This window comes from Pararhizobium sp. LjRoot238 (assembly GCF_964252955.1).
Taxonomy (GTDB): Bacteria; Pseudomonadota; Alphaproteobacteria; order Rhizobiales; family Rhizobiaceae; genus Pararhizobium.
In genome coordinates this window covers 2,387,660-2,412,510 of record NZ_CAXUPP020000001.1, presented here as the reverse complement: position 1 = coordinate 2,412,510, position 24,851 = coordinate 2,387,660, and the positions used below count along the sequence as shown (strand labels likewise).

The 24,851-nt window shown below is 60.3% G+C and carries 22 protein-coding genes; 3 read left to right on the top strand and 19 right to left on the bottom strand.

Annotated elements, in window-relative coordinates; genetic code table 11:
* Positions 1 to 10: 10 nt before the first annotated feature.
* From ACSQ3F_RS11700 to urtA, 8 genes are all read right to left on the bottom strand, one after another.
* Positions 11 to 265, bottom strand: a complete 255-nt coding sequence (locus ACSQ3F_RS11700; RefSeq protein WP_436100366.1) for a DUF1272 domain-containing protein — start codon at positions 263 to 265, stop codon at positions 11 to 13.
* Positions 266 to 276: 11 nt separating this feature from the next.
* Positions 277 to 579, bottom strand: coding sequence for an urease subunit gamma (locus ACSQ3F_RS11695; protein WP_436100365.1), 303 nt, complete (start codon positions 577 to 579; stop codon positions 277 to 279).
* A 25-nt stretch (positions 580 to 604) separates the two neighbouring features.
* Positions 605 to 1,435, bottom strand: coding sequence for an urease accessory protein UreD (locus ACSQ3F_RS11690; protein ID WP_436100364.1), 831 nt, complete (start codon positions 1,433 to 1,435; stop codon positions 605 to 607).
* An 11-nt stretch (positions 1,436 to 1,446) separates the two neighbouring features.
* Positions 1,447 to 2,142 carry an urea ABC transporter ATP-binding subunit UrtE gene (gene urtE, locus ACSQ3F_RS11685; RefSeq protein ID WP_436100363.1) on the bottom strand — a complete coding sequence of 232 codons (696 nt, stop codon included), beginning with the start codon at positions 2,140 to 2,142 and terminating at the stop codon, positions 1,447 to 1,449.
* Between the two features lie 204 nt (positions 2,143 to 2,346).
* Positions 2,347 to 3,099, bottom strand: a complete 753-nt coding sequence (gene urtD / locus ACSQ3F_RS11680) for an urea ABC transporter ATP-binding protein UrtD (protein ID WP_436100362.1) — start codon at positions 3,097 to 3,099, stop codon at positions 2,347 to 2,349.
* Positions 3,100 to 3,104: 5 nt separating this feature from the next.
* A complete protein-coding gene (gene urtC, locus ACSQ3F_RS11675) occupies positions 3,105 to 4,298 on the bottom strand; it encodes an urea ABC transporter permease subunit UrtC (protein WP_436100361.1) in 1,194 nt (397 codons plus the stop codon).
* Positions 4,295 to 5,902, bottom strand: coding sequence for an urea ABC transporter permease subunit UrtB (gene urtB / locus ACSQ3F_RS11670; RefSeq protein WP_436100360.1), 1,608 nt, complete (start codon positions 5,900 to 5,902; stop codon positions 4,295 to 4,297). The genes urtC and urtB overlap by 4 nt, the downstream gene beginning before the upstream one ends.
* 298 nt (positions 5,903 to 6,200) lie before the next feature.
* Positions 6,201 to 7,490 (bottom strand): urea ABC transporter substrate-binding protein, encoded by a 1,290-nt coding sequence (gene urtA, locus ACSQ3F_RS11665; RefSeq protein ID WP_436100359.1) that lies wholly within the window; start codon positions 7,488 to 7,490, stop codon positions 6,201 to 6,203.
* A gap of 234 nt (positions 7,491 to 7,724) precedes the next feature.
* Here urtA and ACSQ3F_RS11660 point away from each other — a divergent pair, with 234 nt between their 5' ends.
* Both ACSQ3F_RS11660 and ACSQ3F_RS11655 read left to right on the top strand, forming a co-directional pair.
* Entirely contained in the window at positions 7,725 to 11,114 is a 3,390-nt protein-coding gene (locus ACSQ3F_RS11660; protein WP_436100358.1) for a hybrid sensor histidine kinase/response regulator, read from the top strand.
* Positions 11,107 to 12,027: a response regulator gene (locus ACSQ3F_RS11655; protein ID WP_436100357.1), complete on the top strand. Its 921-nt coding sequence runs from the start codon at positions 11,107 to 11,109 to the stop codon at positions 12,025 to 12,027. The genes ACSQ3F_RS11660 and ACSQ3F_RS11655 overlap by 8 nt, the downstream gene beginning before the upstream one ends.
* Positions 12,028 to 12,230: 203 nt before the next feature.
* On the opposite strand, the gene ACSQ3F_RS11650 is transcribed toward ACSQ3F_RS11655, so the two are convergent.
* From ACSQ3F_RS11650 to ACSQ3F_RS11640, 3 genes are all read right to left on the bottom strand, one after another.
* Positions 12,231 to 12,557, bottom strand: a complete 327-nt coding sequence (locus ACSQ3F_RS11650; RefSeq protein ID WP_436102118.1) for a hypothetical protein — start codon at positions 12,555 to 12,557, stop codon at positions 12,231 to 12,233.
* Between the two features lie 360 nt (positions 12,558 to 12,917).
* Positions 12,918 to 13,892, bottom strand: a complete 975-nt coding sequence (locus tag ACSQ3F_RS11645) for a 2-hydroxyacid dehydrogenase (protein WP_436100356.1) — start codon at positions 13,890 to 13,892, stop codon at positions 12,918 to 12,920.
* 123 nt (positions 13,893 to 14,015) lie between these two features.
* Entirely contained in the window at positions 14,016 to 15,014 is a 999-nt protein-coding gene (locus ACSQ3F_RS11640; RefSeq protein WP_436100355.1) for an alpha/beta fold hydrolase, read from the bottom strand.
* A 245-nt stretch (positions 15,015 to 15,259) separates the two neighbouring features.
* On the opposite strand from ACSQ3F_RS11640, the gene ACSQ3F_RS11635 reads away from it, so the two are divergent.
* Complete coding sequence (locus tag ACSQ3F_RS11635; RefSeq protein WP_436100354.1) at positions 15,260 to 15,709, top strand: MarR family winged helix-turn-helix transcriptional regulator; 450 nt, start codon at positions 15,260 to 15,262, stop codon at positions 15,707 to 15,709.
* 117 nt (positions 15,710 to 15,826) lie between these two features.
* Here the strand turns inward: ACSQ3F_RS11635 and ACSQ3F_RS11630 are convergent, their stop codons facing one another.
* The 8 genes from ACSQ3F_RS11630 to ACSQ3F_RS11595 all read right to left on the bottom strand — a co-directional run bounded on the left by ACSQ3F_RS11630 (position 15,827) and on the right by ACSQ3F_RS11595 (position 24,851).
* Positions 15,827 to 16,945, bottom strand: coding sequence for a branched-chain amino acid ABC transporter substrate-binding protein (locus tag ACSQ3F_RS11630; RefSeq protein ID WP_436100353.1), 1,119 nt, complete (start codon positions 16,943 to 16,945; stop codon positions 15,827 to 15,829).
* Between the two features lie 122 nt (positions 16,946 to 17,067).
* The gene (locus ACSQ3F_RS11625; RefSeq protein WP_436100352.1) at positions 17,068 to 17,412 is read right to left on the bottom strand and encodes a DUF6867 family protein; all 345 of its coding nucleotides are present in this window, start codon (positions 17,410 to 17,412) and stop codon (positions 17,068 to 17,070) included.
* Positions 17,413 to 17,523: 111 nt separating this feature from the next.
* Positions 17,524 to 18,249: an ABC transporter ATP-binding protein gene (locus ACSQ3F_RS11620; protein ID WP_436100351.1), complete on the bottom strand. Its 726-nt coding sequence runs from the start codon at positions 18,247 to 18,249 to the stop codon at positions 17,524 to 17,526.
* On the bottom strand, positions 18,249 to 19,127 hold the full coding sequence (locus ACSQ3F_RS11615) for an ABC transporter ATP-binding protein (RefSeq protein WP_436100350.1): 879 nt from the start codon (positions 19,125 to 19,127) through the stop codon (positions 18,249 to 18,251). Before ACSQ3F_RS11615 ends, ACSQ3F_RS11620 begins: the two co-directional genes overlap by 1 nt.
* Positions 19,127 to 20,518: a high-affinity branched-chain amino acid ABC transporter permease LivM gene (livM, locus tag ACSQ3F_RS11610; protein ID WP_436100349.1), complete on the bottom strand. Its 1,392-nt coding sequence runs from the start codon at positions 20,516 to 20,518 to the stop codon at positions 19,127 to 19,129. Before livM ends, ACSQ3F_RS11615 begins: the two co-directional genes overlap by 1 nt.
* A 4-nt stretch (positions 20,519 to 20,522) precedes the next feature.
* Positions 20,523 to 21,425, bottom strand: coding sequence for a branched-chain amino acid ABC transporter permease (locus tag ACSQ3F_RS11605; protein ID WP_436100348.1), 903 nt, complete (start codon positions 21,423 to 21,425; stop codon positions 20,523 to 20,525).
* Positions 21,426 to 21,668: 243 nt separating this feature from the next.
* On the bottom strand, positions 21,669 to 24,095 hold the full coding sequence (locus tag ACSQ3F_RS11600) for a GcvT family protein (RefSeq protein ID WP_436100347.1): 2,427 nt from the start codon (positions 24,093 to 24,095) through the stop codon (positions 21,669 to 21,671).
* Positions 24,096 to 24,296: 201 nt separating this feature from the next.
* The gene (locus tag ACSQ3F_RS11595; RefSeq protein ID WP_436100346.1) at positions 24,297 to 24,851 is read right to left on the bottom strand and encodes a sarcosine oxidase subunit gamma; all 555 of its coding nucleotides are present in this window, start codon (positions 24,849 to 24,851) and stop codon (positions 24,297 to 24,299) included.

Here is a 24,851-nt window from a genome sequence, read left to right as displayed (position 1 = left end):
TCTCTCCTGTTCAGGCCGCCTGGATCGGCGCGCAGCCGTCCGGCTTCAAGACGCGTTCGGTGGACGCCGGGAATTTGCGCAGTTTGGCCGCCGGGCGAACCGGGCGCCGGACGAGTTCGCCTGAGCAGTTCGGGCAATGCCCGTCCAGGACGTCGGATGCGCATTGCGCGCAGAAGGTGCATTCGAAACTGCAGATCATCGCTTCGCGGCTGCCCGGTGGCAGATCCTTGTCGCAGCATTCGCAATTCGGTCTCAGTTGCAGCATCGCCCGCTCCTTCAGCGAATAGGCTCGTGGACGGTGACGAGCTTGGTACCATCCGGAAACGTCGCCTCGATCTGGATATCGTGGATCATTTCCGCAATGCCCTCCATCACCTGGGCGCGGGTGATGACATGGGCGCCCGCCTCCATCAGGTCTGCGACGGAGCGGCCGTCGCGCGCACCTTCGACGACAAAGTCGGTGATCAGTGCGATCGCCTCGGGGTGATTGAGCTTCACCCCGCGCTCCAGGCGCCTGCGGGCCACCATCGCCGCCATCGAAATCAGCAGTTTGTCTTTTTCACGAGGAGTGAGATTCATGCGCGGTCACCAGATTGCGTGTCGATTACAGGTTCCAGACTTTCGGCACGGAAGCGCCCTTGCGCAAGTGCGAAATGACCGGGATGAGGATTTTTCTCAAGGCGAAGCCGTCGGCGGCGACGAGGCGGGCAATCAGCTTGTCCTGTCCGGCAACCTGATAATGGCTGATCCCGCCATTTGCACCGCCGATCAGAGCACGCAGTTTCTCCACCTGCTGCTCGCAGTCCATGCCGCTGTAGAAGAGCGTGGCAAAGGCGACCTGCCCGCCGAGCGTGGCGGCCTCCTGCGTCAGCGCGGCTACATCGCCGTTCAGGCGCAGATTTTCGGCATGCAGCAGAACTCCTCCCTTGCGGATACGCCAGCAATCCTGAAACAGCCCCGTCCGCATAACCTCGCCCATGGCCTTGCGGCCCAGCAGGATGGCCTCGACGGCAAGGAACTCGCCACCCTCGGCGATGTCGACGTCGAGCCGGCGCGACAGAGAGGCGCGGTCGAACAGGATCGTTTCCTGCGGCAGCCAGTGCACCGTCGCCCCTGCCCCGACCGCGATCGTCGCCGTGACTGCCGCTGTTCCGGCACTGGCCTTGTAGATTTTCTCGCAAGCCTGGGTCGTCAGGGTGAGATGCGTGCCCTCTCCGGCCGAAAATTCCCACTCCATGCGGTCGCCGCCGGTCAGCCCGCCGGAACTGTTGATCAACACCGCCTCCATCGTCGCGTCGAACGTGTCCGGCAGCCGTATCTTGGCGCAGCCTTCCTGATAGAATTCGGCGAGCCGCGTGCGCCCGGCAAATGGCTTTGCCACCAGCCGTCCCTTGCCCCACGCTCTTTGCGGAGCGATTGCCGCCGTTTCAGCCATGAAATCCGCCGTTAAACTGTCAGGTGGCGGCGTGCTTCCGGCGTGTCCAGCGTCTCTGCCGGCCCCTCATGCACGATCTCGCCCCGATCCATGATATAGACATGGTCTGCAAGCTCGCGGCAGAAGTCAAGATATTGTTCCACAAGCAGAATTGCCATCCCCGTTGAATCGCGCAGATACTGGATCGCCCGGCCGATATCCTTGATGATCGACGGCTGGATGCCTTCGGTCGGCTCGTCGAGAACGAGGATCTTCGGCCGCGTCACCAGCGCCCGACCAATGGCCAATTGCTGCTGTTGCCCGCCGGAGAGGTCGCCGCCGCGGCGGCCGAGCATGGAGCGCAGGATCGGGAAGAGATTGAAAATATCCTCCGGAATGAAACGGTCCTTGCGCGCCACTGGCGCATAGCCCGATTCCAGGTTCTCCTTGACCGTCAGCAACGGAAAGATTTCGCGGCCCTGCGGCACGAAGCCGATGCCGTGCTTGGCCCGGTTGTAGGGTGCCATGCCGTTCAGCGGAATATCATTGAAGGTAATGGTACCGGCGCTTGGCCCATGCTGACCGGTGATGGCGCGCAAGAGACTGGTCTTGCCGACGCCATTGCGGCCGAGCACGCAGGTGATCTTGCCCATGGGCGCCGTGATGGAGACACCGCGCAAGGCTTGGGCAGCACCGTAGTGGAGATTGATGTTGTCGACAGTCAGCATACGGCACCTTTCGAATGTGGGGCTTCACCCCCCTCTGTCGGCGACGCCGACATCTCCCCCACAAGGGGGGAGATTGCCATCGGCTTCAGCGCAAATAAGGGAAAAGAACGATCTCCCCCCTTGTGGGGGAGATGTCGCAAAGCGACAGAGGGGGGTGTTAGCGGCCCCCTTTGGACATCAAACGTCGAAACATTGTAATGCATCTCACCGCCCCAGATAGTTCTCGATCACCTTCGGATCGTTGCTGACGAAATCGATCGAGCCTTCGGCCAGCACCGAGCCCTCCGCCAGACACGTCACCTTGACACCGAGATCGCGGATGAAGCCCATGTCATGCTCGACCACGACGACCGAGCGGGTCTTGGCGATTTCCTTGAGCAGGATCGCCGTTTCCGCCGTTTCGGCGTCCGTCATGCCGGCCACGGGCTCGTCGACCAGGAGCAGCTTCGGCTCCTGCGCGAGCAGCATGCCGATCTCCAGCCACTGCTTCTGCCCATGCGAGAGATTGGCGGCGAGATCGTCCTTGCGCGCGGTCATGCGGACGGTTGCGAGGATTTCCTCGATGCGTGTCTTGTCCTCTGCCGACAGGCGGTAGAACAGCGTGGCGAACACGCCGCGCTTCCGGTTGAGCGCCAGCTCGATATTGTCCCAGACCGTATGGCTTTCGAAGACCGTCGGCTTCTGGAATTTGCGGCCGATGCCGAGCTGGGCAATGTCGGCCTCGTCCTTCTTGGTGAGGTCGATATCACCGTTGAAAAAGACCTGGCCCGAGTCTGGCCGGGTCTTGCCGGTGATGATGTCCATCATCGTTGTCTTGCCGGCACCGTTCGGGCCGATGATGGCACGCAGTTCGCCCGGTTCGACCACGAAGGACAGCGCGTTCAGCGCCTTGAAACCGTCAAAGGAAACCGAGACACCATCAAGATAGAGAAGGCTGCGCGAGGTCTTTTCATCCATTGATCTTACTCCGCAGCCTGGGGTTTCAGTGTCGCGAGCTGGCTTTGCGCCTCGGCAGCCGCCTTGTCCTGATAGGCCTGTTCGGCGGCATCGGCTTGTCTCTGTTCCTTGCGAGATGCGACGAACTGTTGGACCGTGCCGACAACACCCTTGGGCAGGAACAGCGTCGTTGCCACGAACAGGGCGCCGAGCGCAAACAGCCAGAATTCCGGAAACGCGGCGGTGAAGATGCTCTTGCCGAAATTGACGAGGACGGCGCCGATGATCGGTCCAATCAACGTGCCGCGCCCGCCGACCGCCGTCCAGATGACCACCTCGATCGAGTTTGCCGGCGCGAATTCACCGGGGTTGATGATGCCGACCTGCGGCACATAGAGTGCGCCAGCAACGCCTGCCATCATCGCCGAAACGGTGAAGATGAAGAGCTTCATGTTCTCGACACGGTAGCCGAGGAAGCGGGTCCGGCTTTCGGCATCGCGCACGCCGACCAGCACCTTGCCGTATTTGGACCGGACGATGGCGGAGCTCAGGACGAGGGCCAGAGCCAGAGCGATGGCAGTTGCCGCAAACAGCGTCGCGCGGGTGCCGCCGGCCTGGACGTTGAAGCCGAGGATATCCTTGAAATCGGTGAGGCCGTTGTTGCCGCCGAAACCCATCTCGTTGCGGAAGAAGGCGAGCAACAGCGCGTAGGTCATCGCCTGTGTGATGATCGACAGATAGACGCCGGTGACGCGGGAGCGGAAGGCGAACCAGCCGAACACGAAAGCCAGCAGGCCAGGCACCAGCAGAACCATCAACGCCGCAAAGGCAAAATGGTTGAAACCGGACCAGTACCACGGCAGTTCGCTCCAGTTCAGGAACACCATGAAATCCGGCAGTAGCGGATTGGCATAGACGCCCCGGTCGCCGATCTGGCGCATCAGGTACATGCCCATGGCATAGCCGCCGAGCGCGAAGAACGCGCCATGGCCGAGCGAAAGAATGCCGCAGTAACCCCAGACGAGATCGAGCGCGAGCGCCAGCAACGCGTAGCACAGATACTTGCCGAGAAGCGGCACCAGGTAGCCCGGGACGTGGAAGGCGCTGCCTTCCGGGATCAGGAGATTGGCGAGCGGCACGAGGGCTGCTGCGAGAAGGATGAGCGCCACGGCCCAGAGGATTTTCTTCTCGTGCCGGCTGAACAGCATTTGCGTGATCATTGTTCGATCGCCCTTCCCTTGAGCGCGAACAGGCCGCGTGGCCGCCGCTGGATGAAGAGAATGATGAAGATGAGGATCAGGATCTTGCCCAGCACCGCGCCGGCATAGGGCTCGAGGAACTTGTTGGCGATGCCGAGCGTCAGCGCGCCGACCAGCGTGCCCCAGAGATTGCCGACACCGCCGAAGACCACGACCATGAAGCTGTCGATGATGTAGTTCTGGCCGAGATTGGGCGAGACGTTGTCGATCTGGCTGAGCGCAACACCCGCCATGCCGGCGATGCCGGACCCCAAGCCGAATGTCAGCGCATCGACCCAAGGCGTGCGGATGCCCATGGAGGAGGCCATGCGGCGGTTCTGTGTGACGGCGCGCATCTGCAGGCCGAACTTGGAGCGCTTGAGCAGCAAAAGCAGCGCGATGAAGACGCCGAGCGAGAAGACGATGATCCACATGCGGTTGTAGGTGATGGCGAGGCCACCGACATCGAAGGCGCCCGACATCCAGCTCGGATTGTCCACCTGCCGGTTGGTCGGCCCGAAGGTGGTGCGGATCGCCTGCTGCAGGATCAGCGAGATGCCCCAAGTGGCAAGCAGGGTTTCCAGCGGCCGGCCATAAAGCCAGCGGATGACGCTGCGCTCGATGCCGACGCCAACCAGGCCGGTGAACAGGAAGGCGGCAGGAACCGCAAAGGCGAGCGAATAATCACTCAAGCCAGGCGCGACGGCATGAAGCGTCTGCTGCACGACATAGGTGGTGTAGGCGCCGAGCATGACCATTTCGCCATGCGCCATGTTGATGATACCCATGACGCCGAAGGTGATGGCAAGGCCGATGGCGGCGAGAAGCAGAACGGAGCCGAGCGACAGGCCATACCAGATGTTCTGCGCCACATCCCATATGGCGAGGCTGGTCTCAATCGACGCGATGTTCTGCTCGATCGCCGGTTTCAGGTCTTCCGGCGCATTCTCCAGGGCCGCGGTCAGGATCGTCAGCGCATCGCGATTTCCGCGCGCCGCGATCGTGTCGATGGCGGTCTTCTTGTCCTCGGCGCTGGCGTCGGTCTTGAGCAGAATGACGGCACGTGCCGCTTCCATGGTCGCCTTGACCTCGGCGTCCTTCTCCTGCGCCAGCGCGGAGTTCAAAAGCTCGAGATTGTCGGGGTCGGCATCCTTGAGCAGGTCCTGCGACGCGGTCAGACGCGCAGCCCGATCGGGGCTCAAAAGCGTCAGCTGGCTGAGTGCCGCGCCGATTGCGCCGCGCAGACCGTTGTTGAGTTTGATTTTGGCGAGATTGCCCGGAGCATCGGCTGCCGGCGCACCGGTCAGGACATCGAGGTAGGCGCCATCCGCCGGTCCCATGAGATAAACCGAGCCACCAGTCTTGGGTGCATAAAGTTTGCCGTCGCTGAGGTTCTGCAGGATTACGGCGACCTTGGCATCACCCGAGGCAGCCAGCGCTTTAACAGCCACGATCTTTTGCGGAAAGCCACCGGCCCCGAGCGCATCGACCAGAGGCCGGATGTCTTCCTGTGCGCGCAGACCGGTTGCAAGGCAACTGACCAGCAGGCAGAGAGCGACAAGGAAGGTCTGGATGGCGCGATACATGAGCTCTTCTTGTTCCGTTGGCTGACGCCGCGTATTCCGGCTAATGCTTCACCGCTGGCGCCGCTGCTTAAAGTTTCCGCAATGCCTTCGTCCGACGATCAGATCGGACAGGACCTGCATCTGGATGCTCTGCCCGACCCCTACGCCATGCAGAAACCATGCCAGACATGGGGCAAAGGAGTCCTCCGTCCAGATGGGAAAGCCGGACGGAGGTATTCGTGGCAAATCAAAAGGTCATAAATTGATTTGGGGGAAACGGCCCGAAAGCCGTTTCCGGATTATGCTGGCCTTGATGAAATCAGGAGCCCTTGCCGCCGCACTTGCCGGTGGCAACGTTGAAGTTGCCGCAGGACATCGGCTTGCGCCAATCGGAGATCAGGTCTTTCGAGTCGGGCAGGTAGTCGGACCATTCGTCACCGACGACGGCCGGGGTCTGCTGGACGATTTCGAACTGGCCGTCTTCCTGGATTTCACCGATCAGCACCGGCTTGGTGATGTGGTGGTTCGGCATGACGGTGGAGTAGCCGCCCGAAAGGTTCGGAACGCTGGTGCCGATGATCGTGTCGAGAACGGCGTCGGTGTCGGTCGTGCCGGCAGCTTCGACGGCCTTCACCCAGGCGCTGAAGCCGATATAGGCAGCTTCCATCGGATCGTTGGTCACGCGCTTGTCGTTCTTCGTAAAGGCGTGCCACTGCTTGATGAATTCGGCGTTGACCGGAGCATCGACCGACTGGAAGTAGTTCCAGGCGGCGAGATGGCCGACCAGCGGCTTGGTGTCGAGACCGGCTAGTTCTTCCTCGCCGACCGAGAACGCGACGACCGGAATATCGGTTGCCTTGATGCCCTTGTTGCCGAGTTCCTTGTAGAAGGGGACGTTGGCATCGCCATTGATGGTCGAGACGACGGCGGTCTTCTTGCCGGCCGAGCCAAATTCCTTGATCTTCGCCACTTCCGTCTGCCAGTCGGAGAAGCCGAACGGCGTGTAGTTGATCAGGATATCTTCTTTCGGGATACCCTTGGCGATCAGATAGGCTTCGAGGATCTTGTTGGTCGTGCGCGGATAGACGTAGTCGGTGCCTTCAAGCACGAAGCGCTCGACGCCTTCCGTTTCCATCAGGTAGTCGACAGCCGGGATTGCCTGCTGGTTCGGCGCAGCACCGGTGTAGAAGATGTTGCGCGAGGATTCTTCACCCTCGTACTGGACCGGGTAGAAGAGCAGCGAATTCAGCTCTTCGAAGACCGGCAGAACGGATTTGCGCGACGACGAAGTCCAGCAACCGAAGACAGCCGAAACCTTGTTGACGGAGATCAGCTCGCGCGCCTTTTCAGCAAACAGCGGCCAGTCGGACGCCGGATCGACAACGACCGCCTCGAGCTTCTTGCCGAGAAGGCCGCCCTTCTTGTTCTGCTCTTCGATGAGCATCAGCATGGCGTCCTTGAGCGTCGTCTCGGAAATGGCCATGGTGCCCGAAAGCGAGTGAAGAACGCCGACCTTGATCGTGTCTTCGGCAGCAAAAACGCCGGAGAATGCGGTCGTGGCAAGCGCACCGGCGAGGAATGCGCTCATGACATGAGATTTGATTTTCATTGTGAACCCCTCTCGTTCTTTGACGACGGCTCTAGGGAGACCTTTACCGTTCGTAAAGGAACTATCCGCTGGGGGCGGCGAAACCTGTATACGTCAATTGACGTAGGCACGGGGGCGAAGTGTGCAACGCAGCACTTAAGGATAACGATCTTCTGTGTTACGACTTTGTTGCGGCTGCGAAGACGCCGCCCAGGACAACAGCCATGACGATGGCAAGGGGAACCGACACAGCAGATGACAGCCCGCCAGCGCATCATTCCGGTCCGGCGCGAATATAACCGCTGGGTCGCCAACCAGACGCTGGAAGACTACGCGCTGCGTTTCACCGCCAAGAGCGCCCGGCAATTCTCCTCGCAGCGCATTTCGCAGACGGCGATCGGGGCGATCTCTTTCCTGGCGCTGGAGGCGATCGGCGGCGCCATCACCTTGTCCTACGGCACGACCAACGCCGTCATCGCCATTCTTGCCGCCAGCATTGTCATGCTTTGTGTCGGCCTGCCGATCAGCCGCTACGCCATCCGCCATGGCGTCGATATCGATCTTCTGACGCGTGGCGCAAGCTTCGGCTATATCGGCTCGACCATCACCTCGCTGATCTATGCGAGCTTCACCTTCATGCTCTTTGCCATCGAGGCCTCGATCATGTCGGCGGCGCTGGAACTGGCGCTCGGCATCCCTCTCTGGATCAGCTATATCATCAGCGCCGTCATGGTCATCCCGCTGGTGACGCATGGCGTTCGGCTGATCAGCAAGTTCCAGCTGATTACCCAGCCATTCTGGATCATTCTCAACATCCTGCCCTTCATCTTCATCGCACTCGCCGACTGGAGCAAGTTCGACCTCTGGCTCGCCTTTGCCGGCGCCCACAAGGAAGCCGGCGCTCCGGGCTCGCTCGCGCCATTTTCGCTTGCCGAATTCGGGGCGGCCTCCGCCGTCATTCTCGCCCTGATGGCGCAAATCGGCGAGCAGGTGGACTTTCTGCGCTTCCTGCCGCCGGAAGGGCAGCGCAAGCTGCATCACCGGATCGCCGTATTCCTGGCCGGCTCCGGTTGGGTGATCGTCGGCGCGCCAAAACTGCTGGCTGGTTCGTTTCTCGTCGTCCTCTGTCTTAGCGCAGGCATTCCGGTCGAGGATGCCGCGGACCCGGCGCATATGTACCTGACCGCCTTCGGCTACATGATCCCCTGGCACAATGCGGCCCTGCTGCTGATGGCGGCCTTCGTGGTCGTTTCGCAACTGAAGATCAACGTGATGAATGCCTATGCGGGATCGCTCGCCTGGTCGAACTTCTTCTCACGCCTCACCCACAGCCACCCCGGCCGCGTCGTCTGGCTGATGTTCAACGTGGCGATCGCACTTCTGTTGATGGAACTCGGCATCTACAAGCTGCTGGAAGAAACGCTCGGCATCTTCTCGATCATCGCCATGTCCTGGCTCTGCACGATCTCGGCCGACCTCTTCGTCAACAAGCCTCTGGGGCTGGCACCGCCGAATATCGAGTTCAAGCGCGCCCATCTCTACGACGTCAACCCCGTCGGCGTTGGCGCCATGACGTTGTCGGCCTTGATCGCCCTCACCGCCCATTTCGGACTGTTCGGCGCGATGGCATCGTCATTGGCGCCCTATATCGCGCTGATCACCGCCTTCATCGCCTCCCCCGCCATCGCCTGGGCCACCAAGGGCAAATACTATCTCGCCCGCAAGCCGCGCCAGAGCTGGAAGAAGCTCTCGACCGTCACCTGCTCGATCTGCGAACATCCGTTCGAACCCGAGGACATGGCGTGGTGCCCGGCCTATTCGGCGCCGATCTGCTCTCTCTGCTGCTCGCTCGACAGCCGCTGCCACGACATGTGCAAGCCGCATGCGAGCTTCAACTATCAAACCGCCGTGGTCGCCAAGACGCTGCTGCCGCAGAAGGTGACGGAAACGCTGTCCACTCGCCTCGGGCGATACGGCATCGCCGTCGTCCTCTCCGTCGCCGGCATCGGCGTCATTCTGGCAATGATCGCCCACCAGACCGGCACGGCGTCGCCGGAGGTGGCGGCGGTGATCAACCGGACGATCGGCGTGGTCTTCTTCGTCTTTGCCGTCGTCACAGGAATCGTCTGCTGGTTTTATGTGCTGGCGCATGACAGCCGGCTCGTGGCGGAAGAGGAATCCTCGCGCCAGAACACGCTGCTCCTGAAGGAAATCGCCGCCCACAAGAAGACCGATGCGGCACTGCAATATGCCAAGGAGACGGCGGAGGCCGCCAATCGCGCCAAGAGCCGCTATGTGGTGGGTCTGAGCCACGAACTGAGAACGCCGCTCAATGCCGTTCTCGGCTATGCGCAGATCCTCGAACGCGACGAAACCATACCGGCCCCGCGCCAGTCGGCGATCAAGGTGATCAAGCGCAGCGCCGACCACTTGTCGGGCCTGATCGACGGGCTGCTCGATATTTCCAAGATCGAGGCCGGCCGTCTGCAAGTCTATTCGAACGAGATCAATATCCAGGATTTCCTCGACCAGATCGTCGACATGTTCCGCCCGCAGGCGCAGGCCAAAGGACTGATCTTCGCGCATGAGCGGGCAAGCGCCCTTCCCCAATATGTTCGCGCCGACGAGAAACGCCTGCGCCAGATCCTCGTCAATCTGCTCTCCAATGCCATCAAGTTCACCGACACCGGCACAATCCGCTTCGACGTCGCCTATCGCAGCCAGGTTGCAACCTTCACCGTTTCCGACACCGGCCGCGGCATTTCGCAAGCCGACCTGCCGCGCATTTTCGAGCCCTTCCAGCGCGGTGAGGCCGAACATGTCCGGCCGATGCCGGGCCTTGGGCTGGGGCTCACCATCACCCGTCTTCTGACCCAGACGCTCGGTGGCGAGATCGTCGTCGACAGCGAGCGCGACAAGGGCTCGAGCTTTCGGGTCCGCCTGATGTTGTCTGCAATCAACCGGCCGACCGCCTCCCTGCCCTCGATACGCAAGATCGCCGGCTATGCCGGGCCGCGTCGGACCGTGGTCGTCGTCGATGACAACGAGGATCACCGCGACCTGATGCGCGAGGTTCTGATGCCGCTCGATTTCGTCGTGCTGACGGCAGCTAGCGGCACGGAATGTCTGACGCTGATCGAGGGCATCAAACCCGATCTCTTCCTGATCGACATCTCCATGCCGGGCATGAACGGTTGGCAATTGGTCACGCGGCTGCGCGAGCACGAGCAAACCGCTCCGATCATCATGCTGTCGGCCAATATCGGCGATGGCACGGAGGCGGATACCCATACCGGCCATAACGATACCCTGACCAAACCTTTCGATATCCGCCAGTTGCACGACAAGCTGGCCGTCCATCTGGCGCTCGAATGGATATACAGCGATACGGCTGCACCTCCGCCAAAGCCAAAGGTCAATGCCGAGGTCAGGACGCCCGGTGTTGCCCATGTCGAGGAACTGATCCGGCTGGGTGAAATCGGCTATGTCCGCGGCATCGAGGCGAAGCTCGCCGATCTCGCGCGCTCGGAGGAAAATCAGCCCTTTACCGAGGCTGTGAAGACCTATGTCCAGGCCTTCGACCTTGCCGGCTATGCGGATTTCCTCCAGAGCATAAACAAACAAGGGAGAGCCGCCGGTGAATGAAGCAGTCCATCCACGCGATATCGTGCTCATCGTGGATGATTCTCCGGAAACGCTGGGCTTCCTCACCGATGCGCTCGAACAATCCGGCTTCTCGGTGCTGATCGCCACCTCGGGCAAGGCAGCGATCAACGTCGTCGATCGCATCACGCCGGATATCATCCTGATGGACGCGGTCATGCCGGGCATGGACGGTTTCGACACCTGCCGCAACCTGAAGGCCAATCCTGGCATCGCCCAGGTTCCGGTGATCTTCATGACCGGGCTGACGGAAACCGAACATATCGTCCACGCGCTGGAATCCGGCGGTGTCGATTATCTTTCGAAGCCCATCAACATCGATGAACTGCGCGCCCGTATCCGCGTGCACCTTGCCAATGCGCGCTCGGCGCAAAGCGCGCGCGTGGCGCTGGATGCGGCCGGGCGGCACCTGCTTGCCGTGCGCGGATCCGGAAGTATCCAATGGTCGACGCCGCAGGCGACGCGGCTGGTCAATGCCGCGACGGGCCGGGATGATGGGCTGGAGACGCTCGCCGACCATATCCGCAACTGGCTGGAGGAGCGCGAAAAACACGGCGTCTCGAAGGACCCGCTGATGATCCACCAACACGGACAACCGGTCTTGCAGCTTGCCTATCTCGGCGCCATCGGCGGCGACGAATTCCTCTTCCGCCTTACCGGCGTCAGCCAGACCAGCGACGACGAAATTCTCCGACAGAATTTTTCGCTGACGGTGCGCGAGGCCCAGGTGCTGCTCTGGATCGCCAAGGGCAAGTCGAACCGCGACATCGGCGAAATCCTGGGACTGAGCGCACGCACGGTCAACAAGCACCTGGAACAGATCTACGTGAAGCTCGGCGTCGAAAACCGGGCGTCTGCCGCCGTCAAGGCGGCGAACGCTTTGCGTGAGGTCTAATGCATGTCGCCCAAAAGTGTGCCGCGGTTTTGGGACAACGACATGCATAAAAACAAAAACCTAAAGCGCATCCGTTTTGACGCGATGCGCTTTACAGCGCCGCGCGTCTTTTCAGACGCGCAAAGGTCGCTGTAACACTTTGATCTGCTGCATAATTTTTCCTTAAATCGAATCCGATTTAAGGAATTATGCAGTAGGCGGTCTCAGAAGGAGCGCGGTGGCACGAAGAGACAGAGGGTCCGGCTCTTTGCCTCGCCTGCGACCGAGCACCAGTGAAATTCGCCGTCCGGCGAGGACCGGACGCGCGTATCCGCGTAGGGCACGACCTCACCGGTGACATTGATGACATAGCCTTGCGGCTTCTCGCTGATTGCCTTCGTGGCAACCGGCCGGCAATCCTGATTGGAGCAGCAGGAGAACGGATAGCTCCAGCCGGACGGCGCATCATGCGCCTTTCCCACCGCAGGCCATAGGCTAGCTACGATCAGCGGCGGTATCAGCCACGTGAGATAGTATCTTCCTTCCTGCATGACGGGGATCGCAGCCGAAACATGTCCATCGGCGACTGGGCGGTAGGCTACCTTTGAGAAGCGCATGAAGAACTCCTGGTTTGGGACCACTGCTGTTCCCGCCCTTGAAGCATTTCTTCCCACATACCGGCTGACGCGCGGTAAACTTCGCCGGCGCCGACATCGGCACGATCCCTTTTGGGACCTGCGTCCGTTCCTGGGCATGGCGCCGTCAATACAGTCTTTGGGCGACGCGCCAGCCTGCCTTATATTTAAGCATTATCTGCCGATTCCCCCGGGTCGGCAATCGGTCGCCATCGACAATCACGCCACGTTGCAATATCGCAACATGCTAATATTTAGTCTTTTAAAGTCAGGGGCTTATGCCACGCGATCCGGAGGCTGCCGCCCTTCGAAGAACGCCGTGACGTTCTCGACGACTTTCATGCCCATCGCCGTTCGCGTTTCTTCCGTGGCACTGCCGAGGTGCGGCAGCAGCACAACATTTTCGAGGGCACGCAGTCGCTCGGGCACCCTAGGTTCCGCCTCGAAGACATCGAGGCCGGCACCACGGATGACGCCCGTTTCCAGCGCTTCGATCAAAGCCCCCTCATCGACGACATCGCCACGGGCGGTATTAATCAGGAAAGCTTCCGGCTTCATCACCGCCAGACGCTGTGCATTGATCAGATGCCGGTTTTCGCCGCCGCCGGGGCAATGCAACGAGACGAAATCGGAGACGGCCAGCACCTCCTCGACGGTGTCCAGTTGCCGCGCGCCAAACTGCGATGCTTCCGCGGCATCTATTTTCGACCTGTTGTAGAAAACGACGTCCATGTCGAAGCCGAAATGGCAGCGTTTTGCCATGGCCTTGCCGATCCGTCCGAAGCCGATGATCCCCAGCGTCTTGCCGGTCACCTTGGTCCCGATCATGTGCGTCGGCCGCCAGCCGGTCCACCGCCCGGAGCGGACCTCGCGCTCGCCCTCGCCTGCCCGGCGCGCAACGGCAAGCAGCAGCGACATGGCGATGTCGGCCGTACAATCGGTGAGAACGCCCGGCGTGTTGGTGACCACAATGCCGCGCGCCTTTGCAGCAGCGATGTCGATGTGATTATAGCCGACGCCGAAATTTCCGAGAATTTTCGTGCAGATGTCATTGGTCTCGAAAAGCGAAGCCGGCAGGCGGTCGGATACCGTTGGCAACACTGCGTCGAAAGAACGGAGCGCTTCGGCAAGTGCCGCCGAATCCATGGCGATATCCGAGACATTGAACGAAGCGTCGAACCGTTCGGCGAGAACCCGCTCGACTGCCTCGGGCCAGCGGCGGGTGACGAGAATGCGTGGTTTCTGGGTCATCGGCTGCTCCTGGCTGGTATCTGGAGCAGACACTTAACACAGGAACGGCCGCAAACCAGCGGCCATTCGGTTGAAACAGATATGCAGATCGGGGCGCTAAAATGGCGCCTCGATCGGTTCCGGTCAGCTCTTCAGGAAGGCGAGCATGTCGTCGTTCAACTGCTGCTTATGCGTATCGGTGATACCATGCGGCGCGCCGGCATAGACCTTCAGCGTGGCATGCGGCACCAGCTTCTTGGAAGCGCGGGCTGCGGCGTCGATTGGCACGATCTGGTCGTCGTCGCCGTGGACGATCAGCGTCGGAACGTCGAACTTCTTCAGGTCCTCGGTGAAATCGGTTTCCGAAAACGCCTTGATCGAGTCATAGGTGTTCTTGTGGCCGGCTATCATGCCCTGCAGCCAGAAGCTGTCGATCATGCCCTGCGAGGCCTTGGCGCCGGGACGGTTGAAGCCGAAGAACGGGCCGGACGCGATATCCTTGTAGAGCTGAGACCGGTCCGCGATCGAAGCGGCGCGAATACCATCGAAGACTTCGATCGGCAGGCCACCGGGATTGGCGGCCGTCTTCAGCATCAGTGGCGGTACGGCGGAGATCAGGCCAGCCCTGGCGACACGGCTGGTGCCGTGGCGGCCGATATAGCGGCTGATCTCGCCGCCACCGGTGGAGAAGCCGAACAGCGAGACATTCTTCAAGCCGAGCACTTCGATCAGGTCGGCCAGGTCATCGGCATAGTGATCCATGTCGTTGCCGTCCCAGGGCTGGGAAGAGCGGCCGTGGCCACGGCGGTCATGGGTGATGACGCGGAAGCCGTTATTGGCGAGATGAAGTGCCTGGGCTTCCCAACTGTCGGAGGAGAGCGGCCAGCCGTGGCTGAGGATGACGACCGGGCCATCCTTCGAACCCCAGTCCTTGTAGTAGATTTCGACACCATCGCGCGTGGTGATGGTGTTGACGTTGCGCTGTGCCGGAGCCTGGCTCGCGGCCACCGATGCGGCCTGGTCCTGGGCAACCGCAGTCGAGCCGACCAGGGCGCCCGAAACTGCAGCGATCCCTGCTCCGCTGACGCCGGCAAGCAGGATATTGCGGCGGGAAAAATTCTGTTCCTGGGTGCTGTCGGACATGACATTCTCCTTCTTCATTTGCGATGCCGGTTGCGGCTGCGCAGTTGATTTTGTACCGACTTAATCGCGCGCGATATAAATATTCGAATTTCGGCCGCAAGCGCTCTGATTGGCGCGATGCCGATTTAATATCGTGCACGATTAAATCGTTGCCAACAATTACCCGCCGAGTTTTCTCGTGTCAATACCTTGCGATTAAATCGCGAACGATTTATTTTGCAGCCATTGGATGAAGGGTAAGCACAATGGATCAGACACTGAACGACAAAGCGCATACAGCCAAACTCGACGACTTCCTCTGCTTCGCGATCTATTCCGCGCATCACGCCCTCAACCGCGTCTACAAGCCGCTTCTTGACGCGATCGGACTCACCTACACGCAATATATCGCCATGGTCACGCTCTGGGAGCAGGATGACCAGACGGTCGGAAGCCTCGGTGAAAAGCTGTTTCTGGAATCGAGCACGCTGACGCCGGTGCTGAAGCGCCTGGAAGCTCTTGGCTTTATCGTGCGGACCCGCGATAGGACGGACGAGCGGCAGGTGCGGGTGCAACTGACGGTAGCGGGACGCGCCCTTCAGGAACAGGCAAAAACCATCCCGCCCTGCATTCTCGAAGCAAGCGGCCTGGAGATGGACGAACTAGCGCGGCTCAAGACGGAAATCGCAACGCTGAGGTCTTCGCTGCTGCGATAGCGGACCGCTCGGGGCAGATAAAGGCGCCCGTTTTCATCCAAGTACGCAAATGCAAAAAGGCCCGGCAATGCCGGGCCTTTCGCGATCCAGATGGACCAATATGTATGACCGGAACGACTACTCGTTCTGGAAGTAGGTGTACTTGCCGTCGTCGCCCTTCTTCCAGGTGTACATGACGTAGTCCGGACGGGTGATGTCGCCCTTTTCGTCATAGCTTAATTCGCCGATGGCGGTGTGGAACGGACCTTTGCCCTTGATGTTTTCAGCAACTGCCTGCGGGTCGTTGCCGCCGGTCGTCTTTGCAGCTTCTGCAATAACCTGCAGAGCGGCATAGGAGTACAGCGTGTAGGCTTCCGGTTCGAAGCCGGCAGCGCGGTACTTTTCAACCAGTTCCTTTGCAGCCGGGTTCTTGCGCGGATCCGGAGCGAACGTCATCAGCGTGCCGTCAACAGCGTCGCCAGCGATCGAAGCAAGTTCGTTCGAAACGATACCGTCGCCGGACATGAAAGTGGCCTTCAGGCCCTGGTCAGCCATCTGGCGCATGATGAGGCCGGCTTCAGTGTGCAGACCGCCCCAGTAGACCACCGTTACACCGGCTTCCTTCATCTTGGCGATCAGGGCCGAGAAGTCCTTGTCGCCAGTCGTGATACCTTCGTAAATGACTTCCTTCACACCGGCTTCGTTCATGGCAGCCTTGGTCAAGTCAGCAAGACCCTGGCCGTAAGGCGTCTTGTCGTGAACGACGGCAACCTTACCATCCTTGAAGTTGGCGCCGATGAAAGCACCGGCAACGGCACCCTGCTGGTCGTCACGGCCGCAGGTACGGAAGGTGTTCCACAGGCCGCGCTCGGTGAAGACCGGGTTCGTCGCAGACGGGGTGATTTCCAGGATGCCGTTCTCCGCGTAGACCTCCGAAGCCGGGATCGAAACGCCGGAGTTGAAGTGGCCGACCACGAACTTGACGCCGTCAGCCACGAACTTGTTGGCGACGGAAACGCCCTGCTTCGGGTCGGAAACGTCGTCGCCGAGCACGATCTTGATCTGCTCACCATTGATGCCGCCGGCGGCGTTGATGTCAGCCGCTGCCTGCTCAGCACCCTTCTGGAGCTGCGCGCCGAAAGCTGCGTTCGGTCCCGTCAGCGGGCCGGCAACGCCAACCAGCAGATCAGCCCATGCAGTGCCGCTGAAAGCAACCATTGCAGTCAGCGCAACAGCTGACAAAAGTGACTTTTTCATCTTGTTACTCCCAAAAAATTTGAGCGGGTGTCGTTTAAAACCGGTCACGATACCCACCATAATCGCGCCGGTATTCTTGTATCCGCGATAGCGCACCCGGCGCCGCCACGGGGTTCCCTCTGTTATTTGGACTTCCACGAGAACGGCGACGCCTTCTCATAGAGCCAGTAGTAGTTGTTGGCCATCTGCTTCGTCCGGTAGTAGCGATAACCGGCCGTAGCAAACAACAAAAGCACGACGGTGTCCACGATATAGTATTGCAAAGTCAACATGCTGCCGTTGAAAAGCGCATGGTGGATGAAGCGGATCGCCACACCCAGAAGCAGGGTGTAGATGACCAGCGTCGAGTATTTGCTCCACCCCTCGGCAGCGCTCTTTCCGGTGCGCCAGGCGGTCCATCCGCCCATCACTACCGTAACCAGCGCAAACTGCAGAACGGTCGGTTCTTCGTAGAGAATGCCTTGCATTCCATTTCTCCCCTTCAAAGCGCCGGCGGGCTTGCAAGCCGCACAAAAGCGCTCCAACGTACCGAAATCACACCCGCCGGCTGCAGCGAAACGCCGCCGGCAGGCATGGCATCAATGATGGCCGCCCTCGAGATAGGCGGCGCGCACTTCCGGATTGGCCAGCAATTCCTTGCCGCTGCCGCTCATCGTCACCTTGCCGTTGACCATGACATAGCCGCGATGGGAGAGCTTCAATGCTGCAAATGCGTTCTGCTCGACGAGGAAGACGGTCAGGCCTTCCTGCTGGTTGAGCTTCTTGATCGCCTCGAAAATACCTTTGACGATCAATGGCGCCAGCCCCAGCGACGGCTCATCGAGCAGCAGCAGCTTCGGCCGTGCCATCAGAGCGCGTCCGATCGACAGCATCTGCTGCTCGCCGCCCGAAAGCGTTCCACCGCGCTGCGCCTGACGCTCCTTGAGCCGCGGAAACAGCGTAAAGATCTTTTCCACGTCTTCGTTGAAATGCTTCAGATCATCGAGGCTCGCGCCCATCTGGAGATTTTCATAGACGGTCATGCGCGGAAAGATGCGGCGGCCTTCCGGCGACTGGGCAACACGCAGCCGAGCAATCTCATGCGTCGGCATGCGGGTGATGTCCTGGCCATCGAAGATGACCGAACCGGTCTTCGCCTGCGGGCTGCCGCATATGGTCATCATCAGCGTCGACTTGCCGGCGCCGTTGGCGCCGATCATGCAGACGATTTCGCCGCGCTTGACCTCAACATCAACACCGGCGAGCGCGCGAATATTGCCGTAATAGGTTTCGACGGCTTTTACATTCAGGAGAGTGTCGCTCATCAGTGCGTGTCCCCCGGCGTGATTTCCGCGATCTGTTCGATCACCTCTTCGACCTCAACATCTTCAACACCGAGATAGGCCGCAATAACCTTCGGATCGTGTTTCACATAGTCCGGATTTCCGTCGGAAATCTTCTGGCCGTATTCCAGCACCACGACGTGGTCGGAAATTTCCATGACCACCGACATGTCGTGCTCGATCAAAAGGATCGACGTTTCCGTGTCCTTGCGGATGCTGCGCAGCAATTCGTTGAGGGCAAGGGATTCACGCGGATTGAGGCCGGCTGCAGGCTCGTCGAGGCAAAGAAATTCCGGCCCCGTGCACATGGCGCGGGCGATTTCCAGACGGCGCTGTGCACCGTAAGGCAGGTCGCCGGCCGGATCGTCGGCGCGGTCCGTCAGGTTGGCCTTGTCAAGCCAGTACTTTGCACGCTCGATCGATTCTCCGACCGCCGCCTTGTAGGTCGGAAAGCCGAGCAAGCCGAGGATGGTGTAGCCCGAAGCCAGCATCAGCTTGTTGTGCTGGGCGACCAGCAGGTTTTCGAGAACCGTCAGCCCCGAGAAAAGCCGGATGTTCTGGAACGTGCGGGCAACCTTGGCGTCGCGGTTGACCTCGTAATCCGACATGCGCTCGAGAAGGTATTCCTTCCCGGCCTTCTGCCGCATCGTGATCATGCCCATCGTCGGCTTGTAGAAGCCGGTGACGCAGTTGAACACCGTTGTCTTGCCGGCGCCGTTCGGGCCGATGAGGGCGGTGATATCGCCGCGATAGGCTTCGAACGACAGGTCGTTGATGGCCATCAGGCCGCCAAAGCGCATCGACAGATGCTCGACTTTGAGGATTGGATCTTTCGTCATTGTGTCTGTCTCAAGGGCCATCAGCCGTGCCCTTCCTTGGTAAAGCTGCCGGAGACACTCTTGCGTTCACGCAGGAATGCCGTGGGTTCGCGCGAGCCGACAAAGCCGCGAGGCTTCCAGACCATGACGATGATCATCGCCAGACCAAAGATCAGCATGCGGTAGAGTTCCGGGGTGAAGTCGGGCCCGAAGATCCGCTTCAGGAAATCCATTTCACGCAGCAGTTCGGTACCGCCGATCATCAAGGTCGCGGCAACGGCGATGCCGACCAGAGAACCCATGCCGCCGAGAACAACGATTGCAAGAATGATCGCCGATTCCAGGAAGACGAAGGATTCCGGCGAGACGAAACCCTGGCGGACGGCAAAGAACGAACCTGCAATCCCCCCGAACATCGCGCCGGTGGCGAATGCCGTCAGCTTGGTGGTCGTCGTGTTGATGCCGAGCGAACGGCAGGCGATTTCGTCCTCGCGCAGCGCTTCCCAGGCCCGGCCGATCGGCATACGCCGCAGGCGGATCGTGACGAAGGCGGCGAGCATGCAGAGCGCCAGGGCCAGATAGAAGAGGAAGATCTTATAATAGGCCGAGGACATCGGCAGGCCGAATACCTTGGCGAAATTGTTCGGGGCGCTGACATCGAAGGACCAGATGCCGAAGACGCTTGCCTTGGCGATACCTGAGATACCAAAGGTCCCTTTGGTGACTTCCGTCCAGTTGATCAGCACCAGCCGGATGATTTCACCGAAGGCGAGCGTCACGATCGCCAGATAGTCACCCTTGAGGCGCAGCACCGGAAAACCGAGGATCGTGCCCCACAGCGCCGCCAGGATGCCGGCCATCGGCAGGAGCAGCCAGAAAGACAGGCCGAAATAAGAAGACAGCAGCGCGTAGGAATAAGCGCCGACCGCGTAGAAGGCGACGTAACCGAGATCGAGAAGGCCGGCGAGGCCGACGACGATGTTCAACCCCCAGGCCAGCAGCACATAGATGAGGATCTGGATGCCGAAGTTATCCACCCATTTCAGAGAGCCCTGAAAGCCGAACAATGCGACCATGACCGGCGGATAGACGATCAGGGCACAGATGGCGAGCAGGCTGAAATTGCGCGCAACGAAGCCCGCCTCCCGCTCGACTGCCGGAGCTGCAGCCTTTGCCGCCTTGCGTGCCTCGAACCAGGGCCGAACATAGGCGACCGACAGGAAACGGCCGACCATGGCAATGGCGACAAAGGTCGCCAGAAGGCCCCAGCGCTGGACAAGAACAAGTTCGTTCAAGATATTCTGGTCGGTTTTCAGGCCGACGAAGAGCACGAACAGGCCAAGAGCAACGAGACCGGCATAAAAGGCCTCGCGCAGAGCCCGCGCCATCAGATTGTTGCTGACGGCCTCATTGGTGTGCGAAATGTTTGCCATGAAATTATACCTTCTCGACTTCCGGCCGACCCAGAATACCAGACGGCTTGAAAATCAGCACGATGGCGAGGATCGAGAATGTCGCGACATCCTTGTAGTCGATGGTGAAATAGGCTGACCAGAGCGATTCGATCAGGCCGATCATGAGGCCGCCCAGGACGGCGCCCGGAAGAGAGCCGATACCGCCGAGAACAGCGGCCGTGAAGGCCTTGACGCCTGGGGTGAACCCGTCGGTGAAGACGATCACACCATAATACATCAGATACATGGTACCGGCGACGGCTGCGAGCGCTGCACCCATGACGAAGGTGATCGAGATCGTCTTGTCGACGTCGATACCGAGCAACGCCGCCATCTTGCGGTCCTGTTCGGTCGCCCTCTGCGCACGGCCAAGCGGCGTATGATTGACGATGTACCAGAAGATCGTCAGCAGAATCGCCGTCACCAGCACGATGATGATCTGCTTGAGCGAGAGCGAAATGCCGAAAATCTCGTAAACGGACGACACCAACGGCGGGACCGGCTTGTTACGCGGGCCTTGCGTCACCTGAACGAAGTTCGACAATGCAATCGACATGCCGATCGCGGTGATCAGCGGCGCCAGACGAAACGAGCCGCGCAGCGGCCGGTACGCCATCTTCTCGATGACCCAGTTCCACAAACCGGTCATCAGCATCGCCACGACGATCATCACGAACAGCGCCAGCGCAATCGGGATACCGCCAAAAAACGAAACCAGAAGCAGGTAGACAATCAAGGCCGCAAAACCGCCCAGCATGAAGATATCGCCGTGGGCGAAGTTCACCATGCCGATAATGCCGTAAACCATTGTGTAACCAATGGCAATCAAACCGTAAATCGAGCCAAGCGTCAGCCCGTTGACGAGCTGCTGGACAAAATACTCCATCAATATCCCCCGGGCCTGATCCTGTTAGGTCAGACCTCTTGTTTTAGAAGCTCTTTCCGAGCCTTTTTCGACAGGGATTCCATAATGCTTTCGAACCAAAAGTGAAGCGTAAAATGACGGTTTCCTGAAATTCTTTCCCAGTTTAGTGATTTTGACGCTTTAACAGCCAAAAAATCAAAAAATCAGCAGTTGCAGGCGTGATTTTAGGCGCCAAACCGTGAATCATGCGGCTAGAGCGGTTTATCACGACCGCATGCGCGATCCGTTGGCATCGAACAAGGGCTGCGCCTGCAGGCGAGCGGGAAGCATCTCACCAAGCAGCTCGACCTGCCATCCGTCCGTCTCATCGGCGACGTCCTTGGGCACATAGCCAATCGCCACCGACACGCCCGAGGTGTGCGCATATCCGCCCGACGTCACCCAACCGCAGACAGTGCCGTTCCGCGAGATCGGCTCGTCGCCGATCACGTCGGCATCCCTGGCGTCGATGACGAAGCTACGCAGGCGCAATGTGCCACCTTCGGCCTTTTCCTTCGCGGCGCCTTCCTTGCCGATGAAGTCGGCCTCCTTCCTCAAGGCGACGAATCGACCGAGCCCGGCTTCCAGCGGACCGTACAGCGGGCGATATTCGCGCGACCAGCTGCCAAAGGATTTTTCGACGCGCAGGGCATTCAGCGCACGCAGGCCAAAGAGCTTGATGCCGAACTCCACCCCTGCTTCCATGATCAGGTCATAGAGATAACGCTGGTATTCCGGCTTCATCCATATCTCATAGCCAAGATCGCCGGTATAGCTGACGCGGCCGACGATGGCGGGTGCCATGCCGAGATCCATGCGGCGAATTTCCATGAACGGGAAAGCCACATCCGACACGTCGAGATGGGTCAGCTTGGAGATCAGGGCACGGGAATTCGGGCCAGCAATGGAAAGACCGACCAATTGGAGGTTCAGCGCCTTCAAGACGACGGAACCATCCTTCGGCAGATGGCTCTCGAACCAGCGCATATGATAGTCCTCGGCAATGCCGGAGCCGATCAGCAGGAAATCCCCATCGCCGAGCTTGGCCAGCGTGAAATCGCCGATCAGCTTGCCGTCGTCCTTCAGCATCGGGGCAAGCGCCATACGTCCGGCCGCCGGTATACGGCAGGCCAGCATGCGGTCGAGCCAGTCTTCGGCGCCCTTGCCGGTGATCGAATACTTCGCGAAACCGGAGGTCTCCGTCAGGCCAACGCTGTCACGCACGGCCTTCGCCTCGGCGCCGACGACGTCGAAATCGTTGGAGCGACGCCAGGAAAACCTGTCTTCCTCGCCCTTCGGCGCGAACCAGAGGGGCTGCTCGAGGCCGTAGGACGCGCCGAAGACGGCGCCCGCCTCTTTCAGCTTGTCATAGATCGGCGTGGTCAGGAACGGGCGCGCGCCCGGCAGTTCCTCGTTGGGGTAGCGGATCGAGAAGCGACGCGAATAGTTTTCGCGGACCTTGGCGTTGGTGTAGCCGAGGGTGGCGAAATCGCCGTAACGCGATACGTCCATGGCAAACACGTCGAAGCCCGGATCGCCGTAGATGATCCAGTTGGCGAGCGCGAGACCAACGCCTCCACCCTGGCTGAAGCCGGCCATCACGGCGCAGGCCGACCAGTAGTTGGTAAGGCCCCGAACCGGGCCGACCAGCGGATTGCCGTCCGGCGAGAAGGTGAAGGGGCCGTTAATGATCTTCTTGATGCCGGCCTTGTTGAAGGCCGGGAAGTGGCGGAAACCGACTTCGAGCTCCGGCATGATGCGATCGATATCCTCGGCCAGCAATTCATGGCCGAAATCCCAGGACGTCGTGATCGGCGACCAGGGGCGGCATGCCTTTTCATAGGTGCCCATCAGCATGCCGTTGCGTTCCTGTCGCAGATAGATCTCGCCGTCGAAATCGACGCAATGCATCAACTCCTTGCCGCGCGTCTGGTTGAACTCGATGACCTCCGGCATATCCTCCGTTATGAGGTACATGTGCTCCATGGCCAGAACCGGCAGTTCGAGCCCTGTCATGCGCCCGACTTCGCGGGCCCAGAGACCAGCAGCATTGACGACGTGCTCGGCGATGATCTCGCCCTTGTTGGTGATCACCCGCCACGTGCCGTTTTCCAGCTGCACCAGATCTTCCACCTTGGTGTGCAGGTAGATGTCGGCGCCATTCTTCTTGGCGGATTTGGCATAGGCATGGGTGGTGCCATAGGGATCGAGATGCCCTTCGACCGGATCGAACACCGCGCCGACGAACTGGCTCGGGTCTAGAAGCGGCATCAGTTCGTGCGCTTCCTTCGGGGTCAGCAATTCGGCTTCCAGCCCCATGTAGCGGCCCTTGGCGAGGATCGACTTCATCCAGTCGAACCGCTCCTTGGTGGCAGCCAGCATCATGCCCGAGGTCATATGCAGGCCGATGTCCTGGCCGGAATAGTCCTGGATTTCCTTGTAGAGTTCGACCGTATATTTCTGCAGCTTGGCGACGTTCGGATCGCCGTTGATCGTGTGCATGCCACCGGCGGCGTGCCAGGTCGACCCGGAGGTCAGCTCCGAGCGCTCCAGGAGAACCACGTCGGTCCAGCCGAACTTTGTCAGGTGGTAGAGGATCGAACAACCGACGACGCCGCCGCCGATAACGACGACCCTGGCATGGCTTTTCATGAAAATTCTCCGGTTTCGGGCGCATGCCGGGGAAGCATCCCCAGTCAAACGGTCCACTCGGTTGAGCGAAATCTTGGCTATCGAAACCGTAGTGTTAAAGCCGTGGCGGAGAAAGACATCCGTGCGAACAGGTCTTGCTCATTCCCGCCATTGGCCGTCTCACCCGCGCCGTAAAAGCGGCATGCGATGACGCATTCGCTCTTAGCCGGAGAAATCGGCGGAGAGATCGAACTCACGCCCCATCAGCCTGAGGTCGTCAAACAGGGATTCGGCAAAACTGCGCATGACGATCAGTTCGAATTCGTTCTCGCCGGTTCGCGCCAGGTTGACGCTGACATGCCCGCACAGAACATTCGACGAGGTACCGCTCGCAAAGACGGAAGGATGCAGATCGGTTGCGACGCCCTTGGCAAGAATGCGGCGCACATTCGGACCAGACAACCGCAGAACGACGCGGCCGTCACTCTGATCGAAAATGCAGGCCGCCTCGGCAAGCAGCAGCGAGAGATTGCGCTGCAGGCTGTCCGGCGTTTCCGACGGAGATACCGCCAGCCATTCGCCCGGTCCGGCGAAGCGCACGGACAGCTCGCTCACGGCGGCGAGCCCCGCGGCGACAGCAGCCTCTTCGCCATCAAGAGCCATGATCGCCACGATCGCCTGTCTGCGCGGGACCTCCAGGTGATCGACGGCCCGAATGCCGGGCTCCAGCGGAACGCGGCCTTCCAGAGGGTGGTGAGAGATGTAGGTCTTGATCAT

Excerpts from the sequence above, each read along its gene's own strand:
- ACSQ3F_RS11700 (WP_436100366.1), bottom strand. The coding sequence starts at position 265 with ATGCTGCAACTGAGACCGAATTGCGAATGCTGCGACAAGGATCTGCCA.
- ACSQ3F_RS11695 (WP_436100365.1), bottom strand. The coding sequence starts at position 579 with ATGAATCTCACTCCTCGTGAAAAAGACAAACTGCTGATTTCGATGGCG.
- ACSQ3F_RS11690 (WP_436100364.1), bottom strand. The coding sequence starts at position 1,435 with ATGGCTGAAACGGCGGCAATCGCTCCGCAAAGAGCGTGGGGCAAGGGA.
- urtE (WP_436100363.1), bottom strand. The coding sequence starts at position 2,142 with ATGCTGACTGTCGACAACATCAATCTCCACTACGGTGCTGCCCAAGCC.
- urtD (WP_436100362.1), bottom strand. The coding sequence starts at position 3,099 with ATGGATGAAAAGACCTCGCGCAGCCTTCTCTATCTTGATGGTGTCTCG.
- urtC (WP_436100361.1), bottom strand. The coding sequence starts at position 4,298 with ATGATCACGCAAATGCTGTTCAGCCGGCACGAGAAGAAAATCCTCTGG.
- urtB (WP_436100360.1), bottom strand. The coding sequence starts at position 5,902 with ATGTATCGCGCCATCCAGACCTTCCTTGTCGCTCTCTGCCTGCTGGTC.
- urtA (WP_436100359.1), bottom strand. The coding sequence starts at position 7,490 with ATGAAAATCAAATCTCATGTCATGAGCGCATTCCTCGCCGGTGCGCTT.
- ACSQ3F_RS11660 (WP_436100358.1), top strand. The coding sequence starts at position 7,725 with ATGACAGCCCGCCAGCGCATCATTCCGGTCCGGCGCGAATATAACCGC.
- ACSQ3F_RS11650 (WP_436102118.1), bottom strand. The coding sequence starts at position 12,557 with ATGCAGGAAGGAAGATACTATCTCACGTGGCTGATACCGCCGCTGATC.
- ACSQ3F_RS11645 (WP_436100356.1), bottom strand. The coding sequence starts at position 13,892 with ATGACCCAGAAACCACGCATTCTCGTCACCCGCCGCTGGCCCGAGGCA.
- ACSQ3F_RS11640 (WP_436100355.1), bottom strand. The coding sequence starts at position 15,014 with ATGTCCGACAGCACCCAGGAACAGAATTTTTCCCGCCGCAATATCCTG.
- ACSQ3F_RS11635 (WP_436100354.1), top strand. The coding sequence starts at position 15,260 with ATGGATCAGACACTGAACGACAAAGCGCATACAGCCAAACTCGACGAC.
- ACSQ3F_RS11630 (WP_436100353.1), bottom strand. The coding sequence starts at position 16,945 with ATGAAAAAGTCACTTTTGTCAGCTGTTGCGCTGACTGCAATGGTTGCT.
- ACSQ3F_RS11625 (WP_436100352.1), bottom strand. The coding sequence starts at position 17,412 with ATGCAAGGCATTCTCTACGAAGAACCGACCGTTCTGCAGTTTGCGCTG.
- ACSQ3F_RS11620 (WP_436100351.1), bottom strand. The coding sequence starts at position 18,249 with ATGAGCGACACTCTCCTGAATGTAAAAGCCGTCGAAACCTATTACGGC.
- ACSQ3F_RS11615 (WP_436100350.1), bottom strand. The coding sequence starts at position 19,127 with ATGGCCCTTGAGACAGACACAATGACGAAAGATCCAATCCTCAAAGTC.
- livM (WP_436100349.1), bottom strand. The coding sequence starts at position 20,518 with ATGGCAAACATTTCGCACACCAATGAGGCCGTCAGCAACAATCTGATG.
- ACSQ3F_RS11605 (WP_436100348.1), bottom strand. The coding sequence starts at position 21,425 with ATGGAGTATTTTGTCCAGCAGCTCGTCAACGGGCTGACGCTTGGCTCG.
- ACSQ3F_RS11600 (WP_436100347.1), bottom strand. The coding sequence starts at position 24,095 with ATGAAAAGCCATGCCAGGGTCGTCGTTATCGGCGGCGGCGTCGTCGGT.
- ACSQ3F_RS11595 (WP_436100346.1), bottom strand. The coding sequence starts at position 24,851 with ATGATCAAGACCTACATCTCTCACCACCCTCTGGAAGGCCGCGTTCCG.